This window comes from Pseudomonas sp. TH32 (genome assembly GCF_016650855.1).
Lineage (GTDB): Bacteria > Pseudomonadota > Gammaproteobacteria > Pseudomonadales > Pseudomonadaceae > Aquipseudomonas.
The window spans coordinates 2,889,735-2,914,914 of record NZ_JAEKFA010000002.1; the positions used below are offsets into that span (position 1 = coordinate 2,889,735).

The 25,180-nt window shown below is 60.6% G+C and carries 26 protein-coding genes, 1 tRNA gene and 1 pseudogene; 15 read left to right on the forward strand and 13 right to left on the reverse strand.

All coding sequences use genetic code 11. From position 1 onward, the window contains the following. Window positions 1-4: 4 nt before the first annotated feature. The gene (locus tag JFV30_RS17005; RefSeq protein ID WP_201124693.1) at window positions 5-1,216 is read right to left on the reverse strand and encodes a substrate-binding domain-containing protein; all 1,212 of its coding nucleotides are present in this window, start codon (window positions 1,214-1,216) and stop codon (window positions 5-7) included. A gap of 153 nt (window positions 1,217-1,369) precedes the next feature. Here JFV30_RS17005 and xylA point away from each other — a divergent pair. The 4 genes and pseudogenes from xylA (at window position 1,370) to JFV30_RS17025 (ending at window position 6,545) form a co-directional block, all read left to right on the forward strand. Further along, window positions 1,370-2,685: pseudogene (gene xylA / locus JFV30_RS17010) on the forward strand (xylose isomerase). 81 nt (window positions 2,686-2,766) lie between these two features. After that, the gene (xylF, locus tag JFV30_RS17015) at window positions 2,767-3,768 is read left to right on the forward strand and encodes a D-xylose ABC transporter substrate-binding protein (RefSeq protein WP_169389012.1); all 1,002 of its coding nucleotides are present in this window, start codon (window positions 2,767-2,769) and stop codon (window positions 3,766-3,768) included. Window positions 3,769-3,848: 80 nt separating this feature from the next. Then, the gene (gene xylG / locus JFV30_RS17020) at window positions 3,849-5,408 is read left to right on the forward strand and encodes a D-xylose ABC transporter ATP-binding protein (RefSeq protein ID WP_201124694.1); all 1,560 of its coding nucleotides are present in this window, start codon (window positions 3,849-3,851) and stop codon (window positions 5,406-5,408) included. After that, window positions 5,409-6,545, forward strand: coding sequence for a sugar ABC transporter permease (locus JFV30_RS17025; RefSeq protein WP_010172446.1), 1,137 nt, complete (start codon window positions 5,409-5,411; stop codon window positions 6,543-6,545). Between the two features lie 12 nt (window positions 6,546-6,557). On the opposite strand, the gene JFV30_RS17030 is transcribed toward JFV30_RS17025, so the two are convergent. From JFV30_RS17030 to JFV30_RS17035, 3 genes are all read right to left on the reverse strand, one after another. Beyond that, on the reverse strand, window positions 6,558-7,307 hold the full coding sequence (locus JFV30_RS17030) for a hypothetical protein (RefSeq protein WP_201124695.1): 750 nt from the start codon (window positions 7,305-7,307) through the stop codon (window positions 6,558-6,560). A 147-nt stretch (window positions 7,308-7,454) separates the two neighbouring features. Next, window positions 7,455-7,652: a hypothetical protein gene (locus JFV30_RS33255; protein WP_010172449.1), complete on the reverse strand. Its 198-nt coding sequence runs from the start codon at window positions 7,650-7,652 to the stop codon at window positions 7,455-7,457. 100 nt (window positions 7,653-7,752) lie between these two features. Continuing rightward, window positions 7,753-8,079 (reverse strand): DUF3592 domain-containing protein, encoded by a 327-nt coding sequence (locus JFV30_RS17035; protein WP_010172451.1) that lies wholly within the window; start codon window positions 8,077-8,079, stop codon window positions 7,753-7,755. 244 nt (window positions 8,080-8,323) lie between these two features. Here JFV30_RS17035 and JFV30_RS17040 point away from each other — a divergent pair, with 244 nt between their 5' ends. Together JFV30_RS17040 and JFV30_RS17045 are read left to right on the forward strand one after the other, a co-directional pair. Then, the gene (locus JFV30_RS17040) at window positions 8,324-8,569 is read left to right on the forward strand and encodes a hypothetical protein (RefSeq protein ID WP_201124696.1); all 246 of its coding nucleotides are present in this window, start codon (window positions 8,324-8,326) and stop codon (window positions 8,567-8,569) included. A 148-nt stretch (window positions 8,570-8,717) separates the two neighbouring features. Next, entirely contained in the window at window positions 8,718-10,046 is a 1,329-nt protein-coding gene (locus JFV30_RS17045) for an OprD family porin (protein ID WP_201124697.1), read from the forward strand. A 216-nt stretch (window positions 10,047-10,262) separates the two neighbouring features. On the opposite strand, the gene JFV30_RS17050 is transcribed toward JFV30_RS17045, so the two are convergent. From JFV30_RS17050 to JFV30_RS17060, 3 genes are all read right to left on the reverse strand, one after another. After that, on the reverse strand, window positions 10,263-10,577 hold the full coding sequence (locus JFV30_RS17050; protein WP_201124698.1) for a hypothetical protein: 315 nt from the start codon (window positions 10,575-10,577) through the stop codon (window positions 10,263-10,265). 97 nt (window positions 10,578-10,674) lie between these two features. Beyond that, a complete protein-coding gene (locus JFV30_RS17055; RefSeq protein ID WP_010172460.1) occupies window positions 10,675-10,881 on the reverse strand; it encodes a hypothetical protein in 207 nt (68 codons plus the stop codon). Window positions 10,882-11,106: 225 nt separating this feature from the next. After that, window positions 11,107-11,197: transfer RNA gene (locus tag JFV30_RS17060), tRNA-Ser, on the reverse strand. A gap of 152 nt (window positions 11,198-11,349) precedes the next feature. On the opposite strand from JFV30_RS17060, the gene JFV30_RS17065 reads away from it, so the two are divergent. The 7 genes from JFV30_RS17065 (at window position 11,350) to JFV30_RS17095 (ending at window position 15,562) form a co-directional block, all read left to right on the forward strand. After that, a complete protein-coding gene (locus JFV30_RS17065) occupies window positions 11,350-12,021 on the forward strand; it encodes a Bax inhibitor-1/YccA family protein (protein WP_169389020.1) in 672 nt (223 codons plus the stop codon). 89 nt (window positions 12,022-12,110) lie between these two features. After that, on the forward strand, window positions 12,111-12,503 hold the full coding sequence (gene tusD / locus JFV30_RS17070; protein ID WP_201124699.1) for a sulfurtransferase complex subunit TusD: 393 nt from the start codon (window positions 12,111-12,113) through the stop codon (window positions 12,501-12,503). A 1-nt stretch (window position 12,504) separates the two neighbouring features. Further along, window positions 12,505-12,855, forward strand: a complete 351-nt coding sequence (gene tusC / locus JFV30_RS17075; RefSeq protein ID WP_201124700.1) for a sulfurtransferase complex subunit TusC — start codon at window positions 12,505-12,507, stop codon at window positions 12,853-12,855. After that, window positions 12,855-13,148 (forward strand): sulfurtransferase complex subunit TusB, encoded by a 294-nt coding sequence (gene tusB, locus JFV30_RS17080; RefSeq protein WP_010172468.1) that lies wholly within the window; start codon window positions 12,855-12,857, stop codon window positions 13,146-13,148. The genes tusC and tusB overlap by 1 nt, the downstream gene beginning before the upstream one ends. After that, a complete protein-coding gene (locus tag JFV30_RS17085; protein WP_201124701.1) occupies window positions 13,145-13,480 on the forward strand; it encodes a TusE/DsrC/DsvC family sulfur relay protein in 336 nt (111 codons plus the stop codon). The genes tusB and JFV30_RS17085 overlap by 4 nt, the downstream gene beginning before the upstream one ends. Beyond that, a complete protein-coding gene (locus JFV30_RS17090) occupies window positions 13,477-14,478 on the forward strand; it encodes a glycosyl transferase family protein (protein WP_010172471.1) in 1,002 nt (333 codons plus the stop codon). The genes JFV30_RS17085 and JFV30_RS17090 overlap by 4 nt, the downstream gene beginning before the upstream one ends. Before the next feature lie 88 nt (window positions 14,479-14,566). Beyond that, window positions 14,567-15,562: a glutathione S-transferase family protein gene (locus JFV30_RS17095; RefSeq protein ID WP_201124702.1), complete on the forward strand. Its 996-nt coding sequence runs from the start codon at window positions 14,567-14,569 to the stop codon at window positions 15,560-15,562. Between the two features lie 107 nt (window positions 15,563-15,669). On the opposite strand, the gene cysG is transcribed toward JFV30_RS17095, so the two are convergent. Genes cysG through JFV30_RS17125 form a run of 6 tightly spaced genes read right to left on the reverse strand, consistent with a single transcriptional unit; the run spans window position 15,670 to window position 23,175 of the window. Continuing rightward, window positions 15,670-17,064 carry a siroheme synthase CysG gene (gene cysG, locus JFV30_RS17100; RefSeq protein ID WP_201124703.1) on the reverse strand — a complete coding sequence of 465 codons (1,395 nt, stop codon included), beginning with the start codon at window positions 17,062-17,064 and terminating at the stop codon, window positions 15,670-15,672. Next, the gene (gene serS / locus JFV30_RS17105; RefSeq protein ID WP_201124704.1) at window positions 17,065-18,345 is read right to left on the reverse strand and encodes a serine--tRNA ligase; all 1,281 of its coding nucleotides are present in this window, start codon (window positions 18,343-18,345) and stop codon (window positions 17,065-17,067) included. It lies immediately after the preceding gene. 16 nt (window positions 18,346-18,361) lie between these two features. Next, window positions 18,362-18,736 carry a fluoride efflux transporter CrcB gene (crcB, locus tag JFV30_RS17110; RefSeq protein WP_010172479.1) on the reverse strand — a complete coding sequence of 125 codons (375 nt, stop codon included), beginning with the start codon at window positions 18,734-18,736 and terminating at the stop codon, window positions 18,362-18,364. Beyond that, complete coding sequence (locus JFV30_RS17115; protein ID WP_010172481.1) at window positions 18,736-20,058, reverse strand: replication-associated recombination protein A; 1,323 nt, start codon at window positions 20,056-20,058, stop codon at window positions 18,736-18,738. Before JFV30_RS17115 ends, crcB begins: the two co-directional genes overlap by 1 nt. Window positions 20,059-20,085: 27 nt before the next feature. After that, a complete protein-coding gene (gene lolA, locus JFV30_RS17120) occupies window positions 20,086-20,709 on the reverse strand; it encodes an outer membrane lipoprotein chaperone LolA (protein WP_010172483.1) in 624 nt (207 codons plus the stop codon). A gap of 57 nt (window positions 20,710-20,766) precedes the next feature. Continuing rightward, entirely contained in the window at window positions 20,767-23,175 is a 2,409-nt protein-coding gene (locus tag JFV30_RS17125) for a DNA translocase FtsK (protein ID WP_010172485.1), read from the reverse strand. Window positions 23,176-23,661: 486 nt separating this feature from the next. On the opposite strand from JFV30_RS17125, the gene aat reads away from it, so the two are divergent. After that, window positions 23,662-24,342 carry a leucyl/phenylalanyl-tRNA--protein transferase gene (gene aat / locus JFV30_RS17130; protein ID WP_201124705.1) on the forward strand — a complete coding sequence of 227 codons (681 nt, stop codon included), beginning with the start codon at window positions 23,662-23,664 and terminating at the stop codon, window positions 24,340-24,342. Window positions 24,343-24,397: 55 nt separating this feature from the next. After that, the gene (locus tag JFV30_RS17135; RefSeq protein ID WP_201124706.1) at window positions 24,398-25,105 is read left to right on the forward strand and encodes an arginyltransferase; all 708 of its coding nucleotides are present in this window, start codon (window positions 24,398-24,400) and stop codon (window positions 25,103-25,105) included. Window positions 25,106-25,180: the final 75 nt, after the last annotated feature.

Sequence of the window (25,180 nt, forward strand, 5' to 3'; positions counted from 1 at the left end):
GGACTCAAGGCGACAAAGAAATGACATCGCTCGAATCGCGTTCAACCTGCCCCACTTGATACTCCCTCGGCGTACACCCGAACTCGCGCTTGAACACCGTGTGCAGGTACTGCGCCGATTTGAACCCGCAGTCGTAGGCGATATCCGCGATGCCCGCCCCGGTATTTTCCAGGCCGGCCACCGCCGCCGCGAGTTTGAAGCGCAGGATTTCGTCGTGGACGCTGCGGTTCAGTTCGCTGCGAAAATGCGCTTCCAGGGATGAGCGCGACACGCCGACGTAGTTGGCGACCTGGGCGGTCTTGATGCCCTGGCAGGCGTACTGGCGAATGAAGTGCAACGCCTGCATCACGTAGGGATGACCGAGGGGTTGGTGCAGGCTTGAGGTCTGCACGTTGACGGCTTCCGGCGGCACCAGGATCTGGCTGCCTGCCGAGGGCATGCCGTGCAACATCTGGTGCAACAGCCGCGCGGCAGTACGGCCCATTTTTTCGGTGCCCTGGATCACCGAGCTCAGTGGCACGCGGGTCAGGGTGCGGGTCAGCGGGTCGTTGTCGATGCCGATCAGTGCCACTTGCTCCGGCACCGGGATGCCCGCCGTGAGGCAGGCTTGCAGCAACTGCCGGGCGCGGGCGTCGCTGACCGCGATGATGCCGATGGGCTTGGGCAGGCTGTGCAGCCAGGCAATCTGTTGCTCCACCGCCGAGTCCCACAGCGGCGCGCTGGTACCCAACCCGCGATACACCTCCACGGGCAAACCATCGCGCTCCAGCAGGCGGCGGAAGGCTTTTTCGCGCTCCTGGGCCCAGCGGTTGATATCCGCTTCCGGCAGGCTGAAGCAGGCGAAGCGCGTCAGCCCGGCTTCGATCAGGTGTTCATAGGCCAGCCTGATCAGGGCGAAATTGTCGGTGGCCACGTACGGGATATGCCGGGGGTAAGCCCGTTCATCCTCATAAGACCCGCCCACCGCCACCACCGGTAAATGCACGCCCGCCAGCGCCGGGCCCATCGCCGGGTCGTCGAAGTCGGCAATGATGCCGTCGCCGTGCCAACGCTCGATGCCCTTGAGCCGGCACACAAAATCCTCCTCCAGAAACAGATCCCACGACACCCGCGTGCTGCTCAGGTAGTTGCCGATCCCGGTGATGATGCCGCGATCGTAGATCTTGTTGCCATTGAACAGCAGGGCGATCCGGTGCACAGGCGGGACAGTTTTCACAGGGGCGGCTCCTCGCGAGGTATCGCCCAACTATGCGCCCAAAGCCACTCAAAATCGAACCCCGCTCTGGTGATTTTCATAATCGATTGGCCGGGGGCCGTTGCTAGTATCGAGGCAAGGTTAACGTGTACTCATAACAACAAGGATCTGGCGATGCCCTACTTTCCCGCTGTCGAAAAAATCCTCTACGAAGGCCCTGATAGCACCTCTCCCCTGGCCTTCCGGCACTACGATGCGAACAAGCTGATCCTCGGCAAACCGATGCGCGAGCACCTGCGGATGGCCGCGTGTTATTGGCACACGTTCGTCTGGCCCGGCAGTGACATGTTCGGCTCCGGCACCTTCCAGCGGCCCTGGCAGCAACCGGGGAAGCGCTGCAGGTGGCGCGCGGCAAGGCCGAGGCGGCGTTCGAGTTTTTCTCCAAGCTGGGCATCGATTACTACAGCTTCCACGACACCGACGTTGCCCCCGAAGGCGCAAGCCTGGCGGAATACCGCGACAACTTTGCACGGATGGTCGACCAGCTCGAACACCATCAGGAACAGACCGGCATCCAGCTGCTGTGGGGCACCGCCAACTGCTTCAGCAACCCGCGCTTTGCCGCCGGTGCCGCCAGCAATCCGAACCCGGAAGTGTTCGCCTATGCGGCAGCCCAGGTGTTCAGCGCGATGAACGCCACTCACCGCCTCAAGGGCTCCAGCTATGTACTGTGGGGCGGCCGCGAAGGCTACGAGACGCTGCTCAACACCGACCTCAAGCGCGAGCGCGAGCAACTCGGGCGCTTCATGCGCATGGTGGTCGAGCACAAATACAAAATCGGCTTCACCGGCGAGCTGTTTATCGAGCCCAAGCCGCAGGAACCGACCAAGCACCAGTACGACTACGACACCGCCACCGTGTTTGGCTTCCTGCACCAGTTCGGCCTGGAGAAAGAGATCAAGGTCAACATCGAGGCCAACCACGCCACCCTCGCCGGCCACAGCTTCCACCATGAAATCGCCACCGCCGCTTCCCTGGGCATTTTCGGCAGCATCGACGCCAACCGTGGCGACCCACAGAACGGCTGGGACACCGACCAGTTTCCCAACAGCGTCGAGGAACTGACCCTGGTGACCTACGAGGTGCTCAAGGCCGGTGGCTTCAAAGGCGGCGGCTACAACTTCGACTCCAAGGTGCGTCGCCAAAGCCTCGACGAAGTGGACCTGTTCCATGGCCACGTGGCGGCGATGGATGTGCTGGCGCTGTCCCTGGAACGCGCAGCCGCCATGGTGCAGAACGATGCCCTTGAGCAGTTCAAGGCCCAGCGTTATGCCGGCTGGGACAAGTCGTTCGGGCGCGCCGTGCTCGGCGGCGACTTCAGCCTGGAGTCGCTGGCCGAGCATGCCTTCAGCCACCAACTCAACCCGCAAGCGGTCAGCGGCCGCCAGGAGATGCTCGAAGGCGTGGTGAATCGCTTTATCTACCCATGACCGCTACGCTCTAGCGTTTCGTGTGCAACACGCTCCAGGTCCAGAAGTGCGTCTAAACAACAATAAAAGGGACTCACCATCATGAAACACCTGAAAACTGTCTTATTCACCAGCGTTCTGGCACTGCTCTCCCATTCGGTCATGGCCGATCCTGCCCATCCGAAAATCGGCTTTTCCATCGACGACCTGCGCCTTGAGCGCTGGGCCCGCGACCGTGATTACTTCACCGCCGCCGCCGAGCAACTGGGGGCCAAGGTCTATGTGCAGTCGGCGGATGCCAACGAGCAGCGGCAGATCTCGCAGATCGAAAACCTGATCTCCCGGGGCGTCGATGTGATTGTGATCGTGCCGTTCAACGCCACGGTGCTGAACAACGTGGTGGCCGAAGCGAAAAAAGCCGGGGTGAAAGTGCTGTCCTATGACCGGCTGATTTTGAATGCCGATATCGACGCCTACATCTCCTTCGATAACGAAAAAGTCGGCGAGATGCAGGCCCAGGGCGTGTTGAACGCGCAGCCTAAAGGCAATTACTTCCTGCTCGGCGGCGCCCCTACCGACAACAACGCGAAGATCCTGCGCCAGGGTCAGATGAAAGTACTGCAGCCTGCCATCGACAAGGGCGACATCAAGATCGTCGGCCAGCAATGGGTCAAGGAATGGAACCCCACCGAAGCCCTGAGCATTGTCGAAAACGCCCTGACCGCCAACAGCAACAAGATCGACGGCATCGTCGCCTCCAACGACGCCACCGCCGGCGGCGCGATCCAGGCCCTGGCGGCACAAAAACTGGCGGGCAAGGTGCCGGTCTCCGGCCAGGACGCCGACCTCGCCGCGATCAAGCGCGTGATCGCCGGCACCCAGACCATGACCGTCTACAAGCCCCTGAAGCTGCTGGCGTCCGAGGCGGCCAAGCTCTCGGTGCAACTGGTGCGGGACGAGAAACCGGCCTACAACTCGCAGTACGACAACGGCAGCAAACAGGTCTCGAGCATCCTGCTCAAGCCGACCGCGTTGACCAAAGACAACGTCAACGTGCTGGAAGAAGACGGGTTCTACACCAAAGCGCAAATCGCCGGGCAGTAAGCGTACGGCTCACTGCAGGAGCGGCTTGAGGCCGCTCCTGCATGCCACCCCGCCTTTTCGCTGTGCAATGAGTGCCCGCCATGTCCGACTACTTGCTGGAAATGAACAACATCGTCAAATCCTTCGGTGGCGTCAAAGCCCTGAATGGTATCGACATCAAGGTAAAACCCGGGGAATGCGTGGGCTTGTGCGGCGAGAATGGCGCCGGCAAATCGACCCTGATGAAAGTGCTGTCGGCGGTGTATCCCCATGGCACCTGGGACGGCGAAATCCTTTGGGATGGCCAACCGTTGCGCGCGCATTCCATCGCCGAAACCGAAGCCTGCGGCATCGTGATCATCCACCAGGAACTGACCCTGGTGCCTGACCTCTCGGTGGCCGAAAACATCTTCATGGGTCACGAGCTGACACTGCCCGGCGGGCGCATGAACTACCCCGCCATGATGCACCGCGCCGAAGCCCTGATGCGCGAACTGAAAGTGCCGGACATGAACGTCGCCCTGCCCGTCTCGCAATACGGCGGCGGCTATCAGCAACTGGTGGAAATCGCCAAGGCGCTGAACAAGCAGGCGCGCCTGCTGATCCTGGATGAACCCTCCTCGGCCCTCACCCGCTCGGAAATCGAGGTGCTGCTGGACATCATCCGTGGCCTCAAGGCCAAGGGCGTTGCCTGCGTGTACATCTCCCACAAGCTCGATGAAGTCTCGGCCATCTGCGACACCATTGCGGTGATCCGCGACGGCAAACACATCGCGACCACCCCCATGGCCGACATGGACGTGTCGCGCATCATCACCCAGATGGTCGGCCGCGAGATGAGCAACCTCTACCCCACCGAACCTCACACGGTGGGCGAGGTGCTGTTCGAGGCGCGCAACATCACCTGCTATGACGTCGACAACCCGGGCCGCAAGCGCGTGGACGATGTCTCGTTCAGCCTGCGCCGGGGCGAGATCCTCGGCATCGCCGGGCTGGTGGGCGCGGGTCGCACAGAGTTGGTGTCGGCGCTGTTCGGCAGTTATCCCGGGCGCTACGAAGGCGAGGTGTGGCTGGAGGGCAAACCCATCGACACCCGCACGCCGCTGAAGTCGATTCGCGCGGGGTTGTGCATGGTCCCGGAAGACCGCAAGCGCCAGGGCATCGTCCCGGATTTGGGCGTGGGGCAAAACATTACCCTGGCGGTGCTGGACAGTTTCTCGCACCTGACGCGTATCGACGCCGAGGCAGAACTGGGCAGCGTCGAGCAGGAAATCAAACGCATGCACCTGAAGACCGCCAACCCGTTCCTGCCGATCACCAGCCTCTCCGGCGGCAACCAGCAGAAAGCCGTATTGGCGAAAATGCTTCTGACCCAGCCCCGGGTACTGATTCTCGACGAACCCACCCGTGGCGTGGACGTGGGCGCCAAATATGAGATCTACAAATTGATGGGCGCGCTGGCGGCCGAAGGCGTGTCGATCATCATGGTGTCCTCGGAACTGGCCGAGGTGCTGGGCGTATCCGACCGGGTGCTGGTGATCGGCGAAGGCCAGTTGCGCGGCGACTTCATCAACCAGGGCCTGACCCAGGAACAGGTGCTCGCCGCCGCCCTCAGCCAACCGAACGGGCATGACAATAATAATGATCGGAAGTCCGCGTAAATGAATCAGGTCAAACAGCTTTTCACCCGCTACAAAATGCTCGCCCTGTTGATCGCCGTGGTGCTGATCTGGGTGTTTTTCAGCTGGCAGACCGAAGGCGGTTTCCTGACCCCGCGCAACCTGTCGAACCTGCTGCGGCAGATGTCCATCACCGGCATCCTGGCCTGCGGCATGGTGCTGGTGATCATCAGTGGCGAGATCGACCTGTCGGTGGGCTCGATGCTCGGTTTGCTCGGTGGCGTCGCGGCGATCCTGGATGTGGTCTATCACATTCCGCTGCCGCTCAACCTGGCCATCGTCGCCCTCTGCGGCTTGCTGATTGGCCTGGGTAACGGCTACATGACCGCGTACCTGCGTATCCCCTCGTTCATCGTCGGGCTGGGCGGCATGCTCGCGTTTCGCGGGGTGCTGCTGGGCATTACCGGCGGCACCACGATTGCACCGGTATCGCCCGAGTTGGTGTACATCGGCCAGGGCTATCTGCCGACGGTGGTGGGGGTGATTCTTGGCGTGTTGCTGTTCGGGCTGGCGGTATTCCTGACCTGGCGCCAACGCCACAACCGCGCCCTGCACGGGCTGGCGCTGCCGTCGATGCTGCGCGACAGCGTGCGCGTGGTGCTGATCGGTTTCGTGCTGGCGGGCTTCGTCTACACCCTCAACAGCTACGACGGGATTCCCGTGCCGGTGCTGCTCCTGCTGGTGCTGCTGGGCGTGTTCAGCTACGTCACCAGTCAGACCGTGTTTGGCCGCCGCATCTACTCGGTGGGCAGCAACATGGAAGCCACGCGCCTGTCGGGGATCAACGTGCAGGCGGTCAAGCTGTGGATCTTCGGAATCATGGGCGTGATGTGCGCCCTCGCCGGGCTGGTCAACACTGCACGCCTGGCCGCCGGTTCACCGTCGGCGGGCAACATGGGCGAACTGGACGCCATCGCGGCCTGCTTCATCGGCGGCACGTCGATGCGCGGCGGCTCGGGCACCGTGTACGGCGCCCTGCTCGGTGCACTGGTGATCAGCAGCCTGGACAACGGCATGTCGATGCTCGACGTGGACAGTTATTGGCAGATGATCGTCAAGGGCAGCATCCTGGTGCTGGCGGTGTGGGTGGATGTGAGCACGCGGACCGGGCGTCGTTGAGTACGCGGCGCGTTACTGCACCGGCAGGAAATTCATCAGCAACAGGCTCTGCGCGTAGTTGAGGCCAATGCGTCGATAGCGTTCGTCGAGCATCTGGGTCAACAGGTCGAGGCGCGCAACGATCTTGCCGAACTCGACCGCGAAACTGAGGTTGCTGCCCGCCTCCGAGATCTCGTTGGAGAACAGCAACAGCGAGCCATTGGTATCCTGGCGCTGGCTGAGCAGCCAGGTTGCCTTCTCGATGTTACGCGCGGCATTGCTGACGAACTGTGGGTTGATCGAGTCGGTTATATAGAACTCGGTGCGCCCGCCGTGTGCAGTCACGAGCATGCTGCCGATCGCGTAGATAAAGGCACCCACCCGATCGCCGCGAAACTCCGGGCTCAAGGAGTAACTCAGCGCCACCAGGTCACGGCGATCCCCAAGGGCGGGCAGCGGCTGGCGAAGTTCGATGGCCTGACGGATTTGCCGGGCGGCGGTTACAGCGTCCGTGTAACCCGATTGACGCCATTGGTTGGGGTTGCGCAGGTAGAGCTTGCTCATCAGCAAATACAGGCTTTGCAGATTGTCGCGCATGCTCAGTGTTGCCATGCGATCGACGCTGGTCTGGAAGAATTCATCGGGCTTGCCGTTGCTGAACTGCTTGGCAATATCGCGCCCCTGTTGCTGGCTGCAACCGTTGGCGCACAGCATCAAAACCGCCGCCAGCACCAGCGGCTGGCGCATCCATCGAGTGATAAAAACAAGTAACGTGCGATCCATCGGCACCAGGTCTGGGTCTGCTGTCCACGCGGGAATTAGTGTGGTCGGGACAGAGATAGATCGGAAGAATGGGAAAAAGTGCGGTGGGGGCCGCAGGAATGTTGACGACAGCAGAGCCCGACACTGGGGTCGGGCTTGTCTGGGGCATCAGTTGTCGGGGTGTTCACTCGCGACAGAATCGGCGGCGTCTACGTCAGACATGTCCTCTTCCAAAGGGGCGTCGTCGTCCGGGGGTAGAGGCGCCTCGGCGTGGTCCCGCCGAGGTTCATGACCGGTTTCATTGTCTGTACCGCGCGTTACGCCCTGCTGGGATTGATTCCCTGGGGCCTTCTCGTCAATTTCCATGCTGGCTCTCCGTTCTGCCGCACGGGGTGTCCGTGCTTGAACATGAGAAACGGTGCGGGCTTGGGAGTGCCGGGCGATGGACGAACGGTGTGGCTCAATTTCATAACGGCCCTAACGATCCCAGAGTCTCCATCAAGCGCAAGATCCGTGGTTTCTCGGCAGGCTTTTCGCCGATACAGCACACGCCCGGGTCGGTGAGAGAGCACCAGACCGACACGCGGTCGCCTACCTGCAGGCCGTCGGTGGCTTTACGAAGCGTTGCTGTTGACCAAGCGTCAACCGTCTCATTGAGAGACTTGTGAAAATGCTGACCATTGACGCTATAGCTGAAGCTCATGAACTGCCCTGTGGCCCACGATGCCTCACTCCCGACAAAGGTGACGTAGCCTTGGACCACTTGCCCTTCAGGTATGTCCTTGGCACTCATGGGTTCTCTCCTGAGATACAGCGCTGCATGGACGATCCTCGTGGTGAAATCTTCAGAAAGATTAGCAAGGGTTCGAGAAAGCGCTTTTACACAGGCTGGATCGAGAGTGGACACTCCATGACTCTCGCCTGGAAAGCCCCAACAATGGTATTCAAGGGAAAATCGCGATTGCCGTGTCTTCCGGCTTGCAGGAGGATTGGCCCGACGATGTTTAAGCTGACGGCACTGAAGGGAGCACGGGTAAATGGCAACACTGATAGAAAAGCTCGACGGCCCAAGGACCGCACAGCAGGAGCTGTTCTACGACCTCGAGGACGCAATGGCCGTGATCGCCTGGTCGGTGAATGAGCTGGCCACTATCGCCGGGGTCGCCAACTCACCAGACGACGCGATCGCCCTGATGAAGATGGGCGCATTGCTCGCAGCCCAGCAGGAAAAGCTCAGCGGCTATGCGGATGAGGTGAAGGCGGGAAAGATTGTACGAGCGTGAATACCTTTAAGCCCGCTCCCATCGCGGGCTTTTATTTGCCCGGGATTCGGCAAAAGGGATATCAAAACATTCATCCAGTTTCATTTGTTGATGGCCTGGGCTGTCGCCTTAATGCTCCAACACGAACTCGTGCACAGGAGCAAAAATAATGAAAAAACGTCAACCGATACTTCAGCTCAATACCTTGGCAGTGGCACTGGCATTTGCCTTGCCGGCCATGAGCTATGCAAGCGACCAGTCCGACTCGAAGGGTTTTGTCGCCGACAGCAGTTTGAATATCCTCAACCGCAACCTGTTCTGGAACCAGAACGGCAACGGCAGCCATACCCGTGACTGGAGCCAGGCGCTGATGGCGACCTACAGCTCGGGCTTTACCCAAGGCACCGTCGGCATCGGCATCGATGCGTTTGCCGACCTGGCGCTGCGCATCGACGGGAACACCGACCGTGCCGGCGGCCCGAACATTCCATCCGACGCCAATGGCAACCCGGACCATGGCCTCGCCAAGGCCGGCGGAGACATCAAGTTGCGTATTTCCAACACCACCCTCAAGGTCGGCGACTTGCAGCCCACCTCGCCCGTGTTCGCCACCGCCGATAACTACCTGATGCCACAGACCGCATCGGGCTTCCAGATCGACAGTCATGAAATCACCGGCCTGAACCTGGAAGCCGGCCATTACACCTCGGGCACGGGTACCACCACCACGTCGCGCAGCGGCGACATTCTCGCCAGCTATGCAGGTGTGAGTGCGCCGTCGGCCAGCTTCGCGGGGGGCAAGTACCAGTTCAGCAAGGAATTCACTGCGTCGCTGTACGGGGCGCACCTGGAAGACGTCTGGAATCAGTACTACGTCAACTTGAACCTTGTTCATCCACTGACCGCTGACCAATCCGTCGCGGTGGACTTCAACCTCTATCGCACACTGGACGACGGCAGCGCCAAGGCCGGGACCATCGACACCACCGCAGCCTCGCTGGCGGCGGCCTACACCCTGGGTGCACAGACCTTCACCCTGGCCGGACAGAAGGTGCATGGTGACGAGCCGTTCGACTATGTCGGCTTTGGGGAGACCAATGCCGGTGTCGGCGCGGGCCGCTATGGCAACTCGATCAACCTGGCTGACTCGGTGCAGTACTCCGACTTCAACGGCCCGGGCGAGAAGTCCTGGCAGATGCGCTACGACCTGGACATGAGCACCTTTGGCGCCCCCGGCCTGAGCTTCATGGCCCGTCATATCCGCGGCTCCGGCATCGACGGAACGCATACGCCCGGCAATTCGGCCTACACCGGGTTCTATGGTGCCAACGACCAGGAACACGAAACCGACGCCGAAGTGAAATACGTCGTACAGAGTGGTCCGGCCAAGAAACTGTCCTTCCGCCTGCGGGAAGCCTGGCACGATGGCGATGCATCCACCGGGGGGCATTTGGTACAGACGCGGCTGATTACCGAGTATCCGTTGAATATCTTCTAAAAAGACGGGCTTGCGCAGTCCATTCATTACCCAAACCTAAGAAACGCAAAAGCCCCGCAATAGCGGGGCTTTTGAGTAAGTCTTGGCGGGAATGCAGGGATTCGAACCCTCGGAACGCTATTAACGTTCGCCGGTTTTCAAGAGTTCCTAGCTACCCACCAAGCTACAGGTCTTATTCTGCAAGGGGTGCGGTTTTGCGTGAAAATCTGCGAGAGACTAAGCGTCTGAAACTTCTTTCTCGAGGGTAAGCTTTGGATCAGCCACTTCTACCCAGCCCTTCTTCAAATACTCATCTGCCACGATTTTACGGATCAAAAAACAGTAGGTGATGGGCAGCCCAGCAATAGGTATGGCTGCCCAAGGTGGGCCTGCAAGCATCCCCACACCTATAGCAATCGCCCAGATTAACAAATGGCGCCAAAGGCCGGCGAAGCAAAGATAGAGGGGGCCCAGGAACAATATTGCCAGAACCTGGAACGCATCGACCTCTTCAACCTGGTCACTGTCTGGACTTTTGAAGTATCGGGTCATTGCACTCTCCATGTGTGTGTCGGGGGGTAACTCGGCAAATTAGCACTGGAAAATCCAGATCTGGCGAATCAGTGAAGCTGAAAAGCGTGATTCGAGACTACTTATCGGGCTCGAATTTCGCGAACATCATGCCGAAGAAAAAACCTCCGACCATGGCCAGATAGACAGATTTATAGCCGGAGACGTTATAGGCCAGCCAGTAGTTGACTGCGGTGACTACGACGAAAGCCAAGAAAAACTGCCTACGAGAAAATCGACTGAAAAAGCGATTTGCGGCCGCATTTATGGCCTTGAGTTTGTTCATTGCGCCTCATCCTTGAAAAACGCGGAGATCCTAACTCAAACACCTTTCGCCCGCCACGCCGTACGGTGCATGTCGCTGCTTTCAGCCATGATTTCCGGGCTCCAGTTTTGCGCAGTTGCGGAAACTGCCTGAAATGATGCGGAAACGATCAGCCGTCAGGCTGCCAGCTTTGCCGGATGCCAGAAACGCAAAAGCCCCGCAATAGCGGGGCTCTTGAGTGAATCTTGGCGGGAAACCAGGGATTCGAACCCTGGGAACGCTATTAACGTTCGCCGGTTTTCAAGACCGGTGCATTCAACCACTCTGCCAATTTCCCTTGTGCAACACAGGATTAGCGTAGCCCATCCTGTCTCAGCGGGCGCCATAATACCCGAATGAAACACACTGTCAAACTCTCGCCATAGCTTGTTACAGAGCGTCTGTTATGATCCTTGCGACTGAATGTTTCAAAACTGAAGGAGTGTCGCCATGCGCGAACAGAATTACGCAGTGAATGGAAACGCGCAGGCTGAGCAGCTAGAGGTTAGCCGCGTCCTGCGCAATACGTACGGCTTGCTCGCTCTCACCCTCGCGTTCAGCGGCGTGATGGCCTTCGTCGCCCAGCAGATGCGCGTCGGCTACCCGAACATCTTTGTGGTGCTGATCGGCTTCTACGGTCTTTTCTTCCTGACCAACAAGCTGCGCGACTCGGCCTGGGGCCTGGTGTCGGCGTTTGCCTTGACCGGTTTCATGGGCTTTATTCTCGGCCCGATCCTTAACCGTTACCTCGGCATGGCCGGCGGCGCGGAAGTGGTCAGCTCGGCATTTGCCATGACCGCCCTGGTATTTGGCGGCCTGTCGGCTTACGTGCTGATCTCCCGCAAGGACATGAGCTTCCTGGGTGGCTTCATCACCGCCGGTTTCTTCGTGTTGCTGGCCGCCGTACTGGCAAGCATGTTCTTCCAGATCAGCGGCCTGCAACTGGCGATCAGCGCCGGTTTCGTGCTGTTCTCCTCAGCCTGCATCCTGTTCCAGACCAGCGCGATCATCCAGGGTGGCGAGCGTAACTACATCATGGCTACCATCAGCCTGTATGTATCGATCTACAACCTGTTTATCAGCCTGTTGCAGATCTTCGGCATCATGGGCCGCGACGACTGATCGCAGCCACATGCAAAAAGCCCGCTTCGGCGGGCTTTTTGTTGCCTGCGGCTTTATCATTGCCACAGGTTTTGCCTTCAGAGTGTTCCATGAAGTTTGCGATTGCGCTTTTCGAAGCCCCCCATGCGCCCTCCTCGCGCCGTGCCTTGCTGTTCGCCCAGGCAGCGCTGGCGGGCGGGCATGAGATTGTGCGGCTGTTTTTCTATCAGGATGGCGTCTACAGCGCGTCCAATAACATTGTTGCGCCGCAGGACGAGCAGGACATCGCACGCCAGTGGCGCGAGTTTGTCAGCGAGCATCAGCTCGATGGCGTGGTGTGCATTGCTGCGGCCCTGCGCCGTGGGGTATTGAATGCCGAAGAGGCCACCCGCTATCAACGCAGCGCGGTGAACCTGGAGGCGCCTTGGGCGCTGTCCGGGCTTGGGCAACTGCATGACGCCACCCAGGCCGCTGACCGCTTGATCTGCTTCGGAGGCCCGTGACATGTCGAAATCCTTGCTGGTGATCAGCCGACAGGCACCGTGGTCCGGCCCCAGCGCCCGCGAAGCGCTGGATATCGTGCTGGCCGGCGGCGCGTTTGATTTGCCGATTGGCCTGTTGTTTCTGGATGACGGAGTGTTTCAACTGGCCGCGAGCCAGGATGCCAAGGCCGTGCAACAGAAAGACCTCAATGCCAACCTCCAGGCCCTGGAGTTATTCGGGGTTGAGGATGTGTTTGCCTGCAGCCATAGCCTCTCGGTACGCGGCCTGACCTCCTCCGGTAGCGCACAGCCGCTGAGCAGAGAACAGATCTCACAGATGATTGACCGTTACGACCAGGTGATTACCCTCTGATGTCGACTTTGCATGTGGTGTCCCACTCTCCTTTTACCGATAGCCGGCTGGACAGCTGCCTGCGCCTCTGTGGCACCCGGGACGCAATCCTGCTGTGCGGCGACGGCGCCTATGCCCTGCAACCCGCCAGCGCCCCCTGCCAGGCCCTGCAAGCCAAGGGCCTGAAGGTGTTTGTGCTGGCCGAAGACAGCCAGGCGCGTAATCTTGCGGTACCTGACTGGGCCGCCAGCGTCGATTACCCGGCCTTCGTCCAGCTGTCGATCGATTACGACAAGGTCAACACCTGGCTATGAACACCCTGACCGTAGGCGAACGCACCCTGGAACTGGACAAGGACGGCTACCTCGCCCACCTGAGCGACTGGTCCAGCGACGTGGCCAACGCCCTCGCCACCGCCGAAGAGCTGGAGCTGACCCCGGAACACTGGGAAATCCTCGAGCTGCTGCGGGGCTTCTACACCGAATTCCAGCTGTCGCCGGCCACCCGCCCGCTGATCAAGTACACCGCCTTGAAGCTGGGCCCGGAAAAGGGCAACAGCCTGCACCTCAACCGACTGTTCAAAGGCACTCCCGCCAAACTCGCCGCCAAGCTGGCGGGCCTGCCCAGGCCGACGAATTGCTTATGACTGATTTTGCCCCGTTGATCACTGAAACACCCGCCGAACACCCCTTTGCGCCGTTCGTGCGGATCCTCGGCAAAGGCAAGCGCGGCGCCCGCAACCTCACTCGTGAGGAAGCTCGTGAGGCGATGGGCATGCTGCTGGATGAGAAGGTCGAAGACACCCAGCTCGGCGCCTTCCTGATGCTGTTGCGGCACAAGGAAGAAAGCCCGGAAGAGCTGGCGGGTTTCACCGAAGCCGTGCGCGAGCGCTTGAATGCGCCGTCGCTCAACGTGGATGTCGACTGGCCTACCTACGCCGGCAAGAAACGCCACCTGCCGTGGTACCTGCTGGCAGCCAAGTGCCTCGCGCAGAACGGCGTGCGCATCCTGATGCACGGCGGCGGCGCGCATACAGCGGGCCGGCTCTATACCGAGCAGTTGCTGGAAGGCTTGCAGATTCCGCTGTGCCGCAATTGGCAACAGGTCGAGGCAGCCCTTGAACAGGGCAACCTGGCGTTTATCCCCCTGGGAGATTGGGCGCCGCAACTGCAGCGCATGATCGACCTGCGTAACACCCTGGGCCTGCGTTCGCCGATCCACTCACTGGCGCGCATCCTCAACCCGTTGAGCGCCCGCTGCGGCCTGCAAAGCATCTTCCATCCGGGCTACCAGGGCGTGCATCGCGATGCCAGCGGCCTGCTCGGCGACAACACCATCGTGGTCAAGGGCGACGGCGGGGAGATTGAGATCAACCCGGACACCATCAGCCACCTGTACGGCACCACCGGCGGCGAAAGCTGGGATGAAGAGTGGCCCGCCCTCTCCGCCCAGCGCCACGTCAAGCCTGCCGCTCTGGAGCCCGAGCACCTGAAGGCGCTGTGGCGCGGCGACGTGCAGGACAGCTACCCGCAACTGGCACTGATCGCCACTATGGCGTTGGCCTTGCGTGGCCTTGGACACCCGCGGGAGCAGGCGTTCGAACTGGCCCAGCAGTACTGGGACGCCCGGGACAGATCGATTTAGTCGATCATTAACCCCCAGCCTTTGCGCTTTTTGTTCGAACCCAGACCTTTAGACTGCACTCCAACGCTTATTAGCCAAGGAGTCAGTCATGGGTTTGCTGATCGAAGGACGCTGGCATGACCAGTGGTACGAAAGTAGCGCAGACGGCGCCTTCCAACGGGAACAGGCGCAACGCCGCAACTGGGTAACCGCCGATGGCGAGCCCGGCCCAACCGGTGAAGGCGGCTTCAAAGCCGAAGCCGGCCGCTATCACCTGTACGTTTCCCTCGCCTGCCCCTGGGCACACCGCACACTGATCCTGCGCAAGCTCAAAGGCCTGGAAAGCCTGATCGATGTGTCCGTGGTCAGTTGGCTGATGCTGGAAAACGGCTGGACCTTCGACAAGACCCATGGCTCCAGCGGCGACAAGCTCGACGACTTCACCTACATGCACCAGCGCTACACGGCTGACACCGCCAGCTACACCGGGCGCGTGACGGTGCCGGTGTTGTGGGACAAGAAGCTCAAACGGATTGTCAGCAATGAATCGGCGGAGATTATTCGCATGTTCAACAGTGCGTTTAATGAACTGACGGGCAATCAGCTGGATTTCTATCCCGAGGCCCTGCGCTCAACCATCGACGCACTGAACGAGCGGATTTATCCCGCCGTGAACAACGGCGTGTACCGCGCAGGTTTCGCTACATCGCAGAAGGCCTATGAAGCGGCGTTTGATGATGTGTTTGCCGAGCTGGATCACCTTGAACAGCATCTGGGAGAGCATCGTTACCTGGCGGGGGAATACCTGACCGAAGCCGATGTAAGGCTTTTCACCACGGCGATCCGGTTTGATGCGGTGTACTACAACCACTTCAAATGCAACCTGCGGCGGATTGCGGATTATCCGAACCTGTCGAATTGGCTACGGGAACTGTATCAATGGCCGGGGATCGCCGAGACGGTGGATTTTGCCCACATCAAGGGGCACTACTACGCCAGTCACCGCACGATTAATCCGACGGGGATTGTGCCGAAGGGGCCGTTGCAGAGGTTTGAGGCGGAACATGATCGGGCGAGGTTGAGCGGGAAAGGCATCTTGAGCTGAAAACACCCTGTGGCGAAGGAGCTTGCTCCCGTTGGGTCGCGAAGCGACCCCAGATGGGACTGCTGCGCAGTCCAGCGGGAGCAAGCTCCCTCGCCACAGGATTGGTGTCAGACCTCGGACTGAGCGCCTTCAAACCACTTCAACTTCTCACGCAACTGCACCACTTCTCCCACGATTACCAGGGTCGGCGCATGAACCTCATGCTCCGCCACCATGCGTGGCAGGTCAGCCAGGGTGCCGGTAAACACTCGCTGGTTGGACGTTGTGCCCTGCTGGATCAACGCCGCCGGCGTATCCGCTGAACGGCCATGCTTGATCAGCTGTTCGCAGATGATCGGCAACCCAATCAAGCCCATGTAGAACACCAGGGTCTGCGAAGGTCCTACCAGATCACTCCACGGCAGGTCCGAAGTCCCGTCCTTCAAGTGCCCCGTAATGAAGCGAACCGATTGCGCATAGTCGCGATGAGTCAGCGGAATACCGGCATACGCGGCACAACCACTGGCCGCAGTAATGCCCGGCACCACCTGGAACGGGATGCCATGGGCCGCCAGCTCTTCGATCTCTTCACCACCACGACCAAAGATAAACGGATCGCCACCTTTCAGACGCAGCACGCGCTTGCCCTGCTTGGCCAGGTCAACCAGTTGCTGGTTGATCTGGTCTTGCGGCACCGCGTGGTCGGCGCGACGCTTGCCGACATACACCCGCTCGGCATCGCGACGGCACAGCTCAAGAATCGCCGGCGCCACCAAACGGTCGTATAGCACCACATCGGCCTGTTGCATCAATCGCAAGGCGCGAAAGGTCAGCAGGTCGGGATCACCCGGGCCAGCGCCCACCAGGTAGACTTCGCCCGGCGCATGCGGCGGCGCGCCATTGATTTTCTCTACCAGCAGTCGCTCGGCTTCATCGCCCTGCCCGGCCAGTTGCCGATCAGCAATCGGGCCCTGGAACACGTCTTCCCAGAACGCGCGACGTTGCTGCACATCCGGAAACAAGCCTTTGACCTGGCTACGAAACCGCGCAGCCAACCCGGCCAATTGGCCGTAAGTCGATGGAATCCAGGTTTCCAGCTTGGCGCGAATCAAGCGGGCCAGCACCGGCGCATCGCCACCGCTGGACACTGCGATCACCAATGGCGAACGGTCGACAATCGCCGGGAAGATCACGCTGCACAGCGCCGGCGCGTCCACCACATTCACCGGTACGCAACGACGCCGGGCATCGCTGGACACTTGCGCGTTCAGCGGCTCGTCGTCGGTCGCGGCGATGATCAGGGTGCAGCCGTCGAGGTCAGCCTCCTGATAACCGCGCAAAATCAGTTCACCGCCACTGCCCAGTACCAGTTCACGCAACTGGTCTTCAATCTGGGGAGCAACCACCCGCAACAACGCGCCGGCGTCGGCCAGCAGCCGGGATTTGCGCAACGCAATCTCCCCGCCACCGACGACCAACACACGACTGCCGCGCAGGTTATGAAACAGCGGCAGAAATTCCATTTAGCCGATGACCTCAACGCCCGCCATGTACGGCTTGAGCACCTCAGGTACGCGAATCGAACCGTCGGCCTGCTGGTAGTTTTCCAGCACGGCCACCAGGGTACGGCCTACCGCCAGGCCCGAACCGTTGAGGGTGTGCACCAGCTCAGGCTTGCCGGTTTCCGGGTTGCGGAAACGCGCCTGCATGCGACGGGCCTGGAAATCACCGCAGTTGGAGCACGACGAAATCTCGCGGTATTTGTCCTGGCTCGGCACCCACACCTCCAAGTCGTAGGTTTTCACGGCGCTGAAACCCATGTCGCCGGTGCACAGCGCGAGAACGCGGTACGGCAGCTCCAGCAGTTGCAGGACCCGTTCGGCGTTGGCGGTCAGGCCTTCCAGTGCTTCCATGGAGGTCGAGGGCTCGACCACCTGCACCATCTCGACCTTGTCGAACTGGTGCTGGCGGATCATGCCGCGGGTGTCGCGGCCCGAGGCACCGGCTTCACTGCGGAAGCAGGGCGAGTGGGCAACAAACTTGATCGGCAGTTGCTTGGCGTCGAGAATTTCCCCGGCCACGATGTTGGTCAGCGACACTTCGGCGGTCGGGATCAGGTACAGATCGGCTTCGCCATCGCGGCTGATCTTGAACAGGTCTTCCTCGAACTTCGGCAACTGGCTGGTGCCCATCAACGCCGGCGCCTGAACCAGGTACGGGGTGTAGGCCTCTTCGTAGCCATGTTCGCCGGTGTGCAGGTTGATCATGAACTGCGCCAGGGCACGATGCATGCGCGCGATCGGGCCGCGCAGCAAGGCAAAGCGTGCGCCGGACATTTTGGCCGCTGTTTCAAAATCCAGGCCACCGGTCAATTCGCCCAGGGCGACGTGGTCCTTGATCTCGAAATCGAAGGATTTTGGCGTGCCCCAGCGACGGACTTCGACGTTGCCGTCTTCGTCTTCGCCGATCGGCACGGATTCGTGCGGCAGGTTCGGGATGCCCAACAGGATCGAATCCAGCTCGGTCTGGATCGCGTCCAGCTCGACCTTGCCGGAAGCCAACTCGCCAGCCATACGCTCGACATCCGCCATCAACGGCGCGATGTCTTCGCCGCGCTGCTTGGCCTGACCGATGGATTTGGAACGCGCATTACGCTCAGCCTGCAGTGCTTCGGTGCGGGTCTGGACGGTCTTGCGCTGTTCTTCCAGCGCTTCGATGCGCGCAACATCCAGGCTAAAGCCACGGGATGCCAGGCGGTCCGCTACGTCCTGAAGGTTGCTACGTAACAGTTTGGAATCGAGCATGTCGGTCTCTCGTTTATCAAAGTTTGGTCAAGGACAGGCCAGCCCAGGTGGCGAGCAGCCCGCCGAACACGCTGATGGCCAGGTACCCGAAGGCGACCGGTGCCTGCCCGCTTTCCAGCAGGCGTAGCGTGTCCAGTGAAAAGGATGAAAAGGTCGTCAGACCGCCTACAAAGCCGACAATCAAGCCGGCCCGGATTTCAATCGGCACTTCCGGGCGAATCAGAAACCACCCGTACAACAAGCCGATGATCAAACAGCCCACCAGGTTGACCGCCAGGGTCGCCGCATAAAAATGCTTTGGCCAATTGGCGCTGACCCACGTGCTGGTGGCGAAACGCAATAATGTACCAGCGATGCCGGCCACGGACACGGCAAGAATCGTTCTGAGCACTACTTTCTCCGCTGTTTCGGGCTAAGCCGGTCTAGTTGGGCGAGGTGATTGAGCTTTTCGCCGATCTTCAGCTCCAGGCCACGGGGCACCGGCTGGTAGAACGGCTGCGGCTCAAGGTCATCCGGGAAGTAATCTTCGCCAGCCGCGTAGGCGTCCGGCTCATCGTGGGCATAACGGTATTCATCGCCGTAGCCAAGCTGCTTCATCAGCTTGGTCGGCGCGTTGCGCAGGTGCAGCGGCACTTCTAGCGAGCCATGCTCGGCGGCGGCACGCAGGGCGGACTTGAAGCCCATGTACACCGCGTTGCTTTTCGGCGCGCAGGCGAGGTAGGTGATGGCCTGGGCCACCGCCAGCTCGCCTTCCGGGCTGCCCAGGCGTTCCTGCACTTCCCAGGCCGCGAGGCACAGGCTCAGGGCGCGCGGGTCGGCGTTGCCGATGTCTTCGCTGGCCATGCGCACCACACGCCGGGCGAGGTACAACGGGTCGCAACCACCGTCGATCATCCGTGCAAACCAATACAGCGCACCGTCGGGATTGGAGCCGCGCACCGACTTGTGCAACGCGGAAATCTGGTCGTAGAACGCCTCGCCGCCCTTGTCGAAACGCCGGCGGGTGTCGCCCAGCAGGCTTTGCAGCAGGTCGACGCCGATTTCGCTGCCGTCCTCGGCCAGGTCGGAAGCGTTCTCCAGCAGGTTGAGGAAGCGTCGACCATCGCCATCAGCAGCGGTCAGCAGAATCTTGAAGCCTTCCTCGCTGACACTCAGCTGCCGCTTGCCCAAGCCCTTGTCTTCGCTCAGCGCGCGCTGCAACAGCTTTTGCATCGCTGCTTCATCGAGGCTTTTGAGCACATAGACACGCGCCCGGGACAGCAAGGCGTTGTTCAGTTCAAAGGACGGATTTTCGGTGGTGGCGCCAATAAAGATCAGCGTGCCGTCTTCGACGTACGGCAAAAATGCATCCTGTTGCGACTTGTTGAAGCGATGCACTTCGTCGACAAACAGGATGGTGCGCTTGCCGTATTGCCCAGCCTGCTGCTTGGCGACTTCCACCGCCTGGCGAATTTCCTTGACCCCTGCCAGCACCGCCGAAACCGTTTCGAAGTGCGCATCCGAGACTTTCGCCAGGAGCCGCGCCAGGGTGGTTTTACCCACGCCCGGCGGCCCCCAGAAAATCATCGAGTGCAGCGCACCCTGCTCCAGGGCTTCGCGCAAAGGCTTGCCGCGAGCGAGCAGGTGTTCCTGCCCGACGTACTCGTCCAGGTTGGTCGAGCGCAGGCGCGCCGCCAGAGGCTGAGCAATCGGGTCACTTCGAAACAGGTCCATGGGCAGCGTTTGAAACCTCTAGGCAGTTTATTCCTGGATCACGTCGGCACCCTTCGGGATGTCGAACTTGAACTTGGACGCGGCCACCGGCTCGTTGGCCTTGACCCCGGTGAACAGGATATTGGTGCGCTGGCCGACACTGTCAACCAACTGCATGTCGTTGATCACGCCGTTGCGGAACGACAGGCGCAGGCTGTCGAACAGCGTGTCCTTGGATTTCGGCTTCAGCGTGAAGTCGATGACGTTGCTGGCCTGCTTGGAGGTGATGTCAAAGCTCTGGCTAATCTGCGACACATCGCCCGACAGCAGCAACGCTGGCGTCTGGCTCAGGCGCGGGTCCAGCTTCTTGATGGTGGCCTGTTCAAGGTCCGGGTCCCACAGGGTGACTTTCTGGCCGTCGGACACGATGGTCTGGTCGTTAGGCGCGTCGGTCTTCCAGTAGAACAGCCCTGGACGCTGCACGGCCATTTCGCCGGCAGTTTCCTGCAACTGGGTGCCGCCACCGTCCAGGGTCAACTGGGAGAAGCGCGCGGTCAGGGTCTTGGATTTGTCCAGCAGGTTGGTCAGGCTCGCAACGGAAGCCGGATCAGCGTGAGCCGAAACAGCAGTCAGGGCCAGTGCCGGCAACAACAGCATGCGGATAAGACGCATGGGAGTCCTCATAGATTCGTTTGCAAGGCGTGCCGCGTGTTGCCACGCGGCACGTAATCAGTCACGCATCTGCGCTGGCGCTATGACTTCGCGCGAGCCGTTGGTGTTCATCGAGGTGACCACGCCAGCCATTTCCATGGCTTCAATCATGCGGGCTGCGCGGTTGTAGCCAATCTTCAGCTTGCGCTGTACAGCGGAGATCGAGGCGCGGCGGCTCTCAAGGACGAACTGCACCGCTTCGTCGTAGAGCGCATCGGTCTCGGCATCATCGTCGCCACCGCCGCTGCCACCGTCAAAGCCGCTGCCGGCTTCTTCGACGCCCGCGAGGATGTCATCGTTGTATTCCGGGGCGCCACGCAGTTTCCAGGCTTCCACCACACGGTGCACTTCATCGTCGGAGACGAAGGCGCCGTGAACACGGATCGGCAGGCTGGTGCCCGGCGGCATGTAGAGCATGTCACCGTGGCCCAGCAGCTGTTCGGCGCCGCCCTGATCGATGATGGTCCGGGAGTCGATCTTGCTCGACACCTGGAACGCCATGCGGGTCGGGATGTTGGCCTTGATCAGACCGGTAATGACGTCCACCGACGGACGCTGGGTAGCGAGGATCAGGTGAATACCGGCAGCCCGTGCTTTCTGGGCGATACGGGCGATCAGCTCTTCGACCTTCTTGCCGACGATCATCATCATGTCGGCAAATTCGTCCACCACCACGACTATGGTCGGCAGCTTGGTCAACAGCGGCGCTTCGTCGTGAATGCTTTCGCGCTTGTACAGCGGGTCGGTCAGCGGTGTGCCGGCGTCCTGGGCTTCCTTGACCTTGGCGTTGAAGCCCGACAGGTTACGCACGCCCATCTTCGCCATCAGCTTGTAGCGCCGCTCCATCTCGGCGACGCTCCAGCGCAGGGCGTTGGCGGCGTCCTTCATGTCGGTCACCACCGGGCACAACAGGTGCGGAATGCCTTCGTAGATCGACAGCTCAAGCATTTTCGGGTCGATCATGATCAGCTTGGCGTCATCCGGGCCAGACTTGAACAGGATCGACAGGATCATCGCGTTCACACCCACCGACTTACCGGAACCGGTGGTACCGGCCACCAGCAAGTGGGGCATTTTCGCCAGGTCGGTGATCACCGGCTTGCCGCCAATGTCATGGCCCAGGGCCAGGGTGACCGGCGATTTGAAGTTGTCGTATTCCGGGGTCGACAGCACTTCGGAGAAGCGCACGATCTGCCGGTCTTCGTTGGGAATCTCGATACCGACGGTGGTCTTGCCCGGAATCACTTCCACCACCCGCACGCTGGTCACGGCCAGCGAACGCGCCAAATCCTTGGCCAGGTTGGAAATACGGCTGACCTTCACGCCGGCAGCCGGCTGGATTTCGTAACGGGTAATCACCGGGCCCGGGTGGATCGAATCCACCGAGACTTCGACGCCGAATTCCTTGAGTTTGATTTCCAGCAGATGGCCGACGGCCGCCAGGGACTCGGGGGAGTAGTTGAGCTGTTTCTTTTCCGCAGGATCAAGAATCGAGATCGGCGGCAAGGTGCCTTCCACGGCACTGTCGACAAACAAGGGGGCCTGCTTTTCTTTCTGCACGCGGTGGCTCGGCTCGGGCGCCTTGGTCGGCGCCGGGGCGATCACCGGCGGCACCTGCTTCTCGCGGTCCGACATGTGCTTGGTCAGGGCCTGTTCGCGTTCGATCAGGCGTTCCTTGACCTTGGCCTGTTCACGCCGGTCCGGCGTGCTCGGGGCCACGACTTCGTTGACACGGGTATCCACCTCACGCAGTTGGGCAACCATGCGCTTGCGATCAACCCGGGCCGACCACCAGCGATTGGCCGCGCCCTGGAACAGTTCGAGCAGGTCGAGGGTGATCTTGCCGGTCACGTCCATGACCTTGAACCAGGACAGGTCGGTAAACACGGTGAGGCCGAACAGGAACAGCGCAATGAACATCAGGGTGCTGCCCTGGATGTTCAGGGTCCGGCGGGCCAGGTCGCCCAGGCTTTCGCCCAATGCGCCGCCGGCACCGGCCGGCAAACCGGTCGGTGCGTGGAAATGGATATGGGCCAGCGCCGCGCCCGACAGCACCAGGAACACCAGGCCGATCAGGCGCCAGGAGAACAGCCAGCCACTCCACTGCCACGGCTCATGACGCTGGCGGAAGATCTGCCAGGTCTTGATCGCCAGCAGCAACGGGAAGATATACGCGAAGTAACCCAGCACCATGAACAGGATATCGGCGCTGTAGGAGCCGGCCGGGCCGCCGAAGTTCTGCACGTCTTCGATCTTGCTGTTGTGGCTCCAGCCCGGATCGTCCTTGCCATAGGTGAGCAAGGCCATCATCAGGAACAGGCACAGGGCGCCGATGGCGATCAGTGCACCTTCCTTGAGTCGGTAGTGCAGGTGCTGGCGCCAGGCGGGCACGACTGCGGCTTTAGGTGTTGCGGCGGATTTCTTCAAAACGGGTCTTTTCCTGCGCCTTTAGCGCGTCCATCTATTGAATGACTGCAAAACACTGCCCAATCCGGGCAGGTAAAAATGAACGAGTGCCGATGAAGCTACTTTTAACACTCTGCAACTGATTCATGAAACGGCGATAACGCCTGAATGGCCGCATTGTACGGGTTTGCGCGCGCGATGCCACGCACTTGGCCCCACGTTACACAGCATAGCCAATGTTCGGTTTCATAACGTTCAATTTGAGCATGCATTGTCTTTACTGACAAAGGCTTATGAGCTGTTTTTGCCAATCCAGGCTAGCTTGCCGACCGGCGTACGCGATTACGACCACGGCCCCGGCATAGAGTTGCAGAAACACCCCTTCATGCTTATCTGGCCCGATCCCATGTTCGGGGTAGCCCCAGAGCGTTTCGTCGACAATAATCACAGCTCTTGCAACGGGCAACATCGCCGTTTCCGCCCTCCCCTTCCGTAAGCCTGGATGCCATGCTGACCTGGTTACAACGCAACACCCTGACATTCCCACCGCTGGCCAAGGCCATGCGCGAACCCAATGGCCTGCTCGCCGCCGGTGGCGACCTTTCGGCAGACCGATTGATCCAGGCCTATCGCCATGGCTGCTTTCCCTGGTTCTCGGAAGGCCAGCCCATTCTCTGGTGGTCGCCCGACCCGCGCACCGTGCTGTTCCCCGACGAACTGCATGTTTCCCGCAGCCTCGGCAAACTGTTGCGCCAGCAGCGCTACACCGTGACCTTCGACCAGGACTTCGCCGCCGTCATCCAGGCCTGTGCGGCCCCGCGCAGTTATGCCGACGGCACCTGGATCACCGAAGCCATGCAGAGCGCCTACCTGCAGCTGCACCAGCGCGGTTATGCGCACTCGGTGGAGGTCTGGGACGAGGGCGAACTGGTGGGCGGCCTGTACGGCCTGGCGATGGGCCAGTTGTTTTTTGGCGAATCGATGTTCAGCCGTGCCGACAACGCCTCGAAATTCGGCTTCGCCACCCTGGTCAGGCAATTGCAGGCATGGGGCTTCGTGCTGATCGACTGCCAGATGCCCACCGACCACCTGCACAGCCTCGGCGCCCGTGCCATTCCCCGCAGCGACTTTGCCGGTTACCTGCGCGACCATTTGGACCAAACCAGCTCTGCTCCGTGGGTTTCCTAGGCGACTTCCCCGCACCTGGCTTACACTTATTTCAAAGCTTATCCGAGGGTTGATCATGACCGAGCTGGCGCGTTTGAAGTTTTATGCCACTCAACCCCACTCTTGCAGCTATCTGCCCGATGAGCAGGCCACCACGCTGTTCCTCGACCCCAGCCAGCCGATGGACGTGCATGTGTATGCCGATTTGTCGGAGATGGGCTTCCGGCGCAGTGGCGACCACCTTTACCGGCCCCACTGCCAGAACTGCAACGCTTGCGTACCGGCGCGGATCCCGGTGGCGCAGTTCCTGCCCGACCGAAATCAGAAACGCATTCTCAAGCGCAATGCCGACTTGACCGTCACCGCCGCCAAACCCGGCTTCAGTGAAGAATACTTCGACCTTTACCAACGCTACATCGAACAACGCCACGCCGACGGCGACATGTTCCCACCCAGCCGTGACCAGTTTTCCACGTTCCTGGTGCGCGACCTGCCCTTCTCGCGCTTCTACGAGTTTCGCCTTGAGGGACGCCTGGTCGCGGTCGCCGTCACCGACCTGCTGCCCAATGGCCTGTCGGCGGTCTACACCTTTTACGAGCCTCGTGAGGAGCGTCGCAGCCTGGGGCGCTTTGCGATCCTGTGGCAAATCGGCGAGGCCTTGCGCATGGAATTGGAGGCGGTGTACCTCGGATACTGGATCAAAAACTGCAAAAAGATGAACTACAAGACCCAATATCGGCCCATAGAACTGCTAATTAACCAAAGATGGGTCACCTTGAACTAGAACCTCTTGGCTTAAACACCCTTTTTCGGGCACAATGCACGCCGCTTTTGCCTGGCGCAGTTGCACCGGGCCATT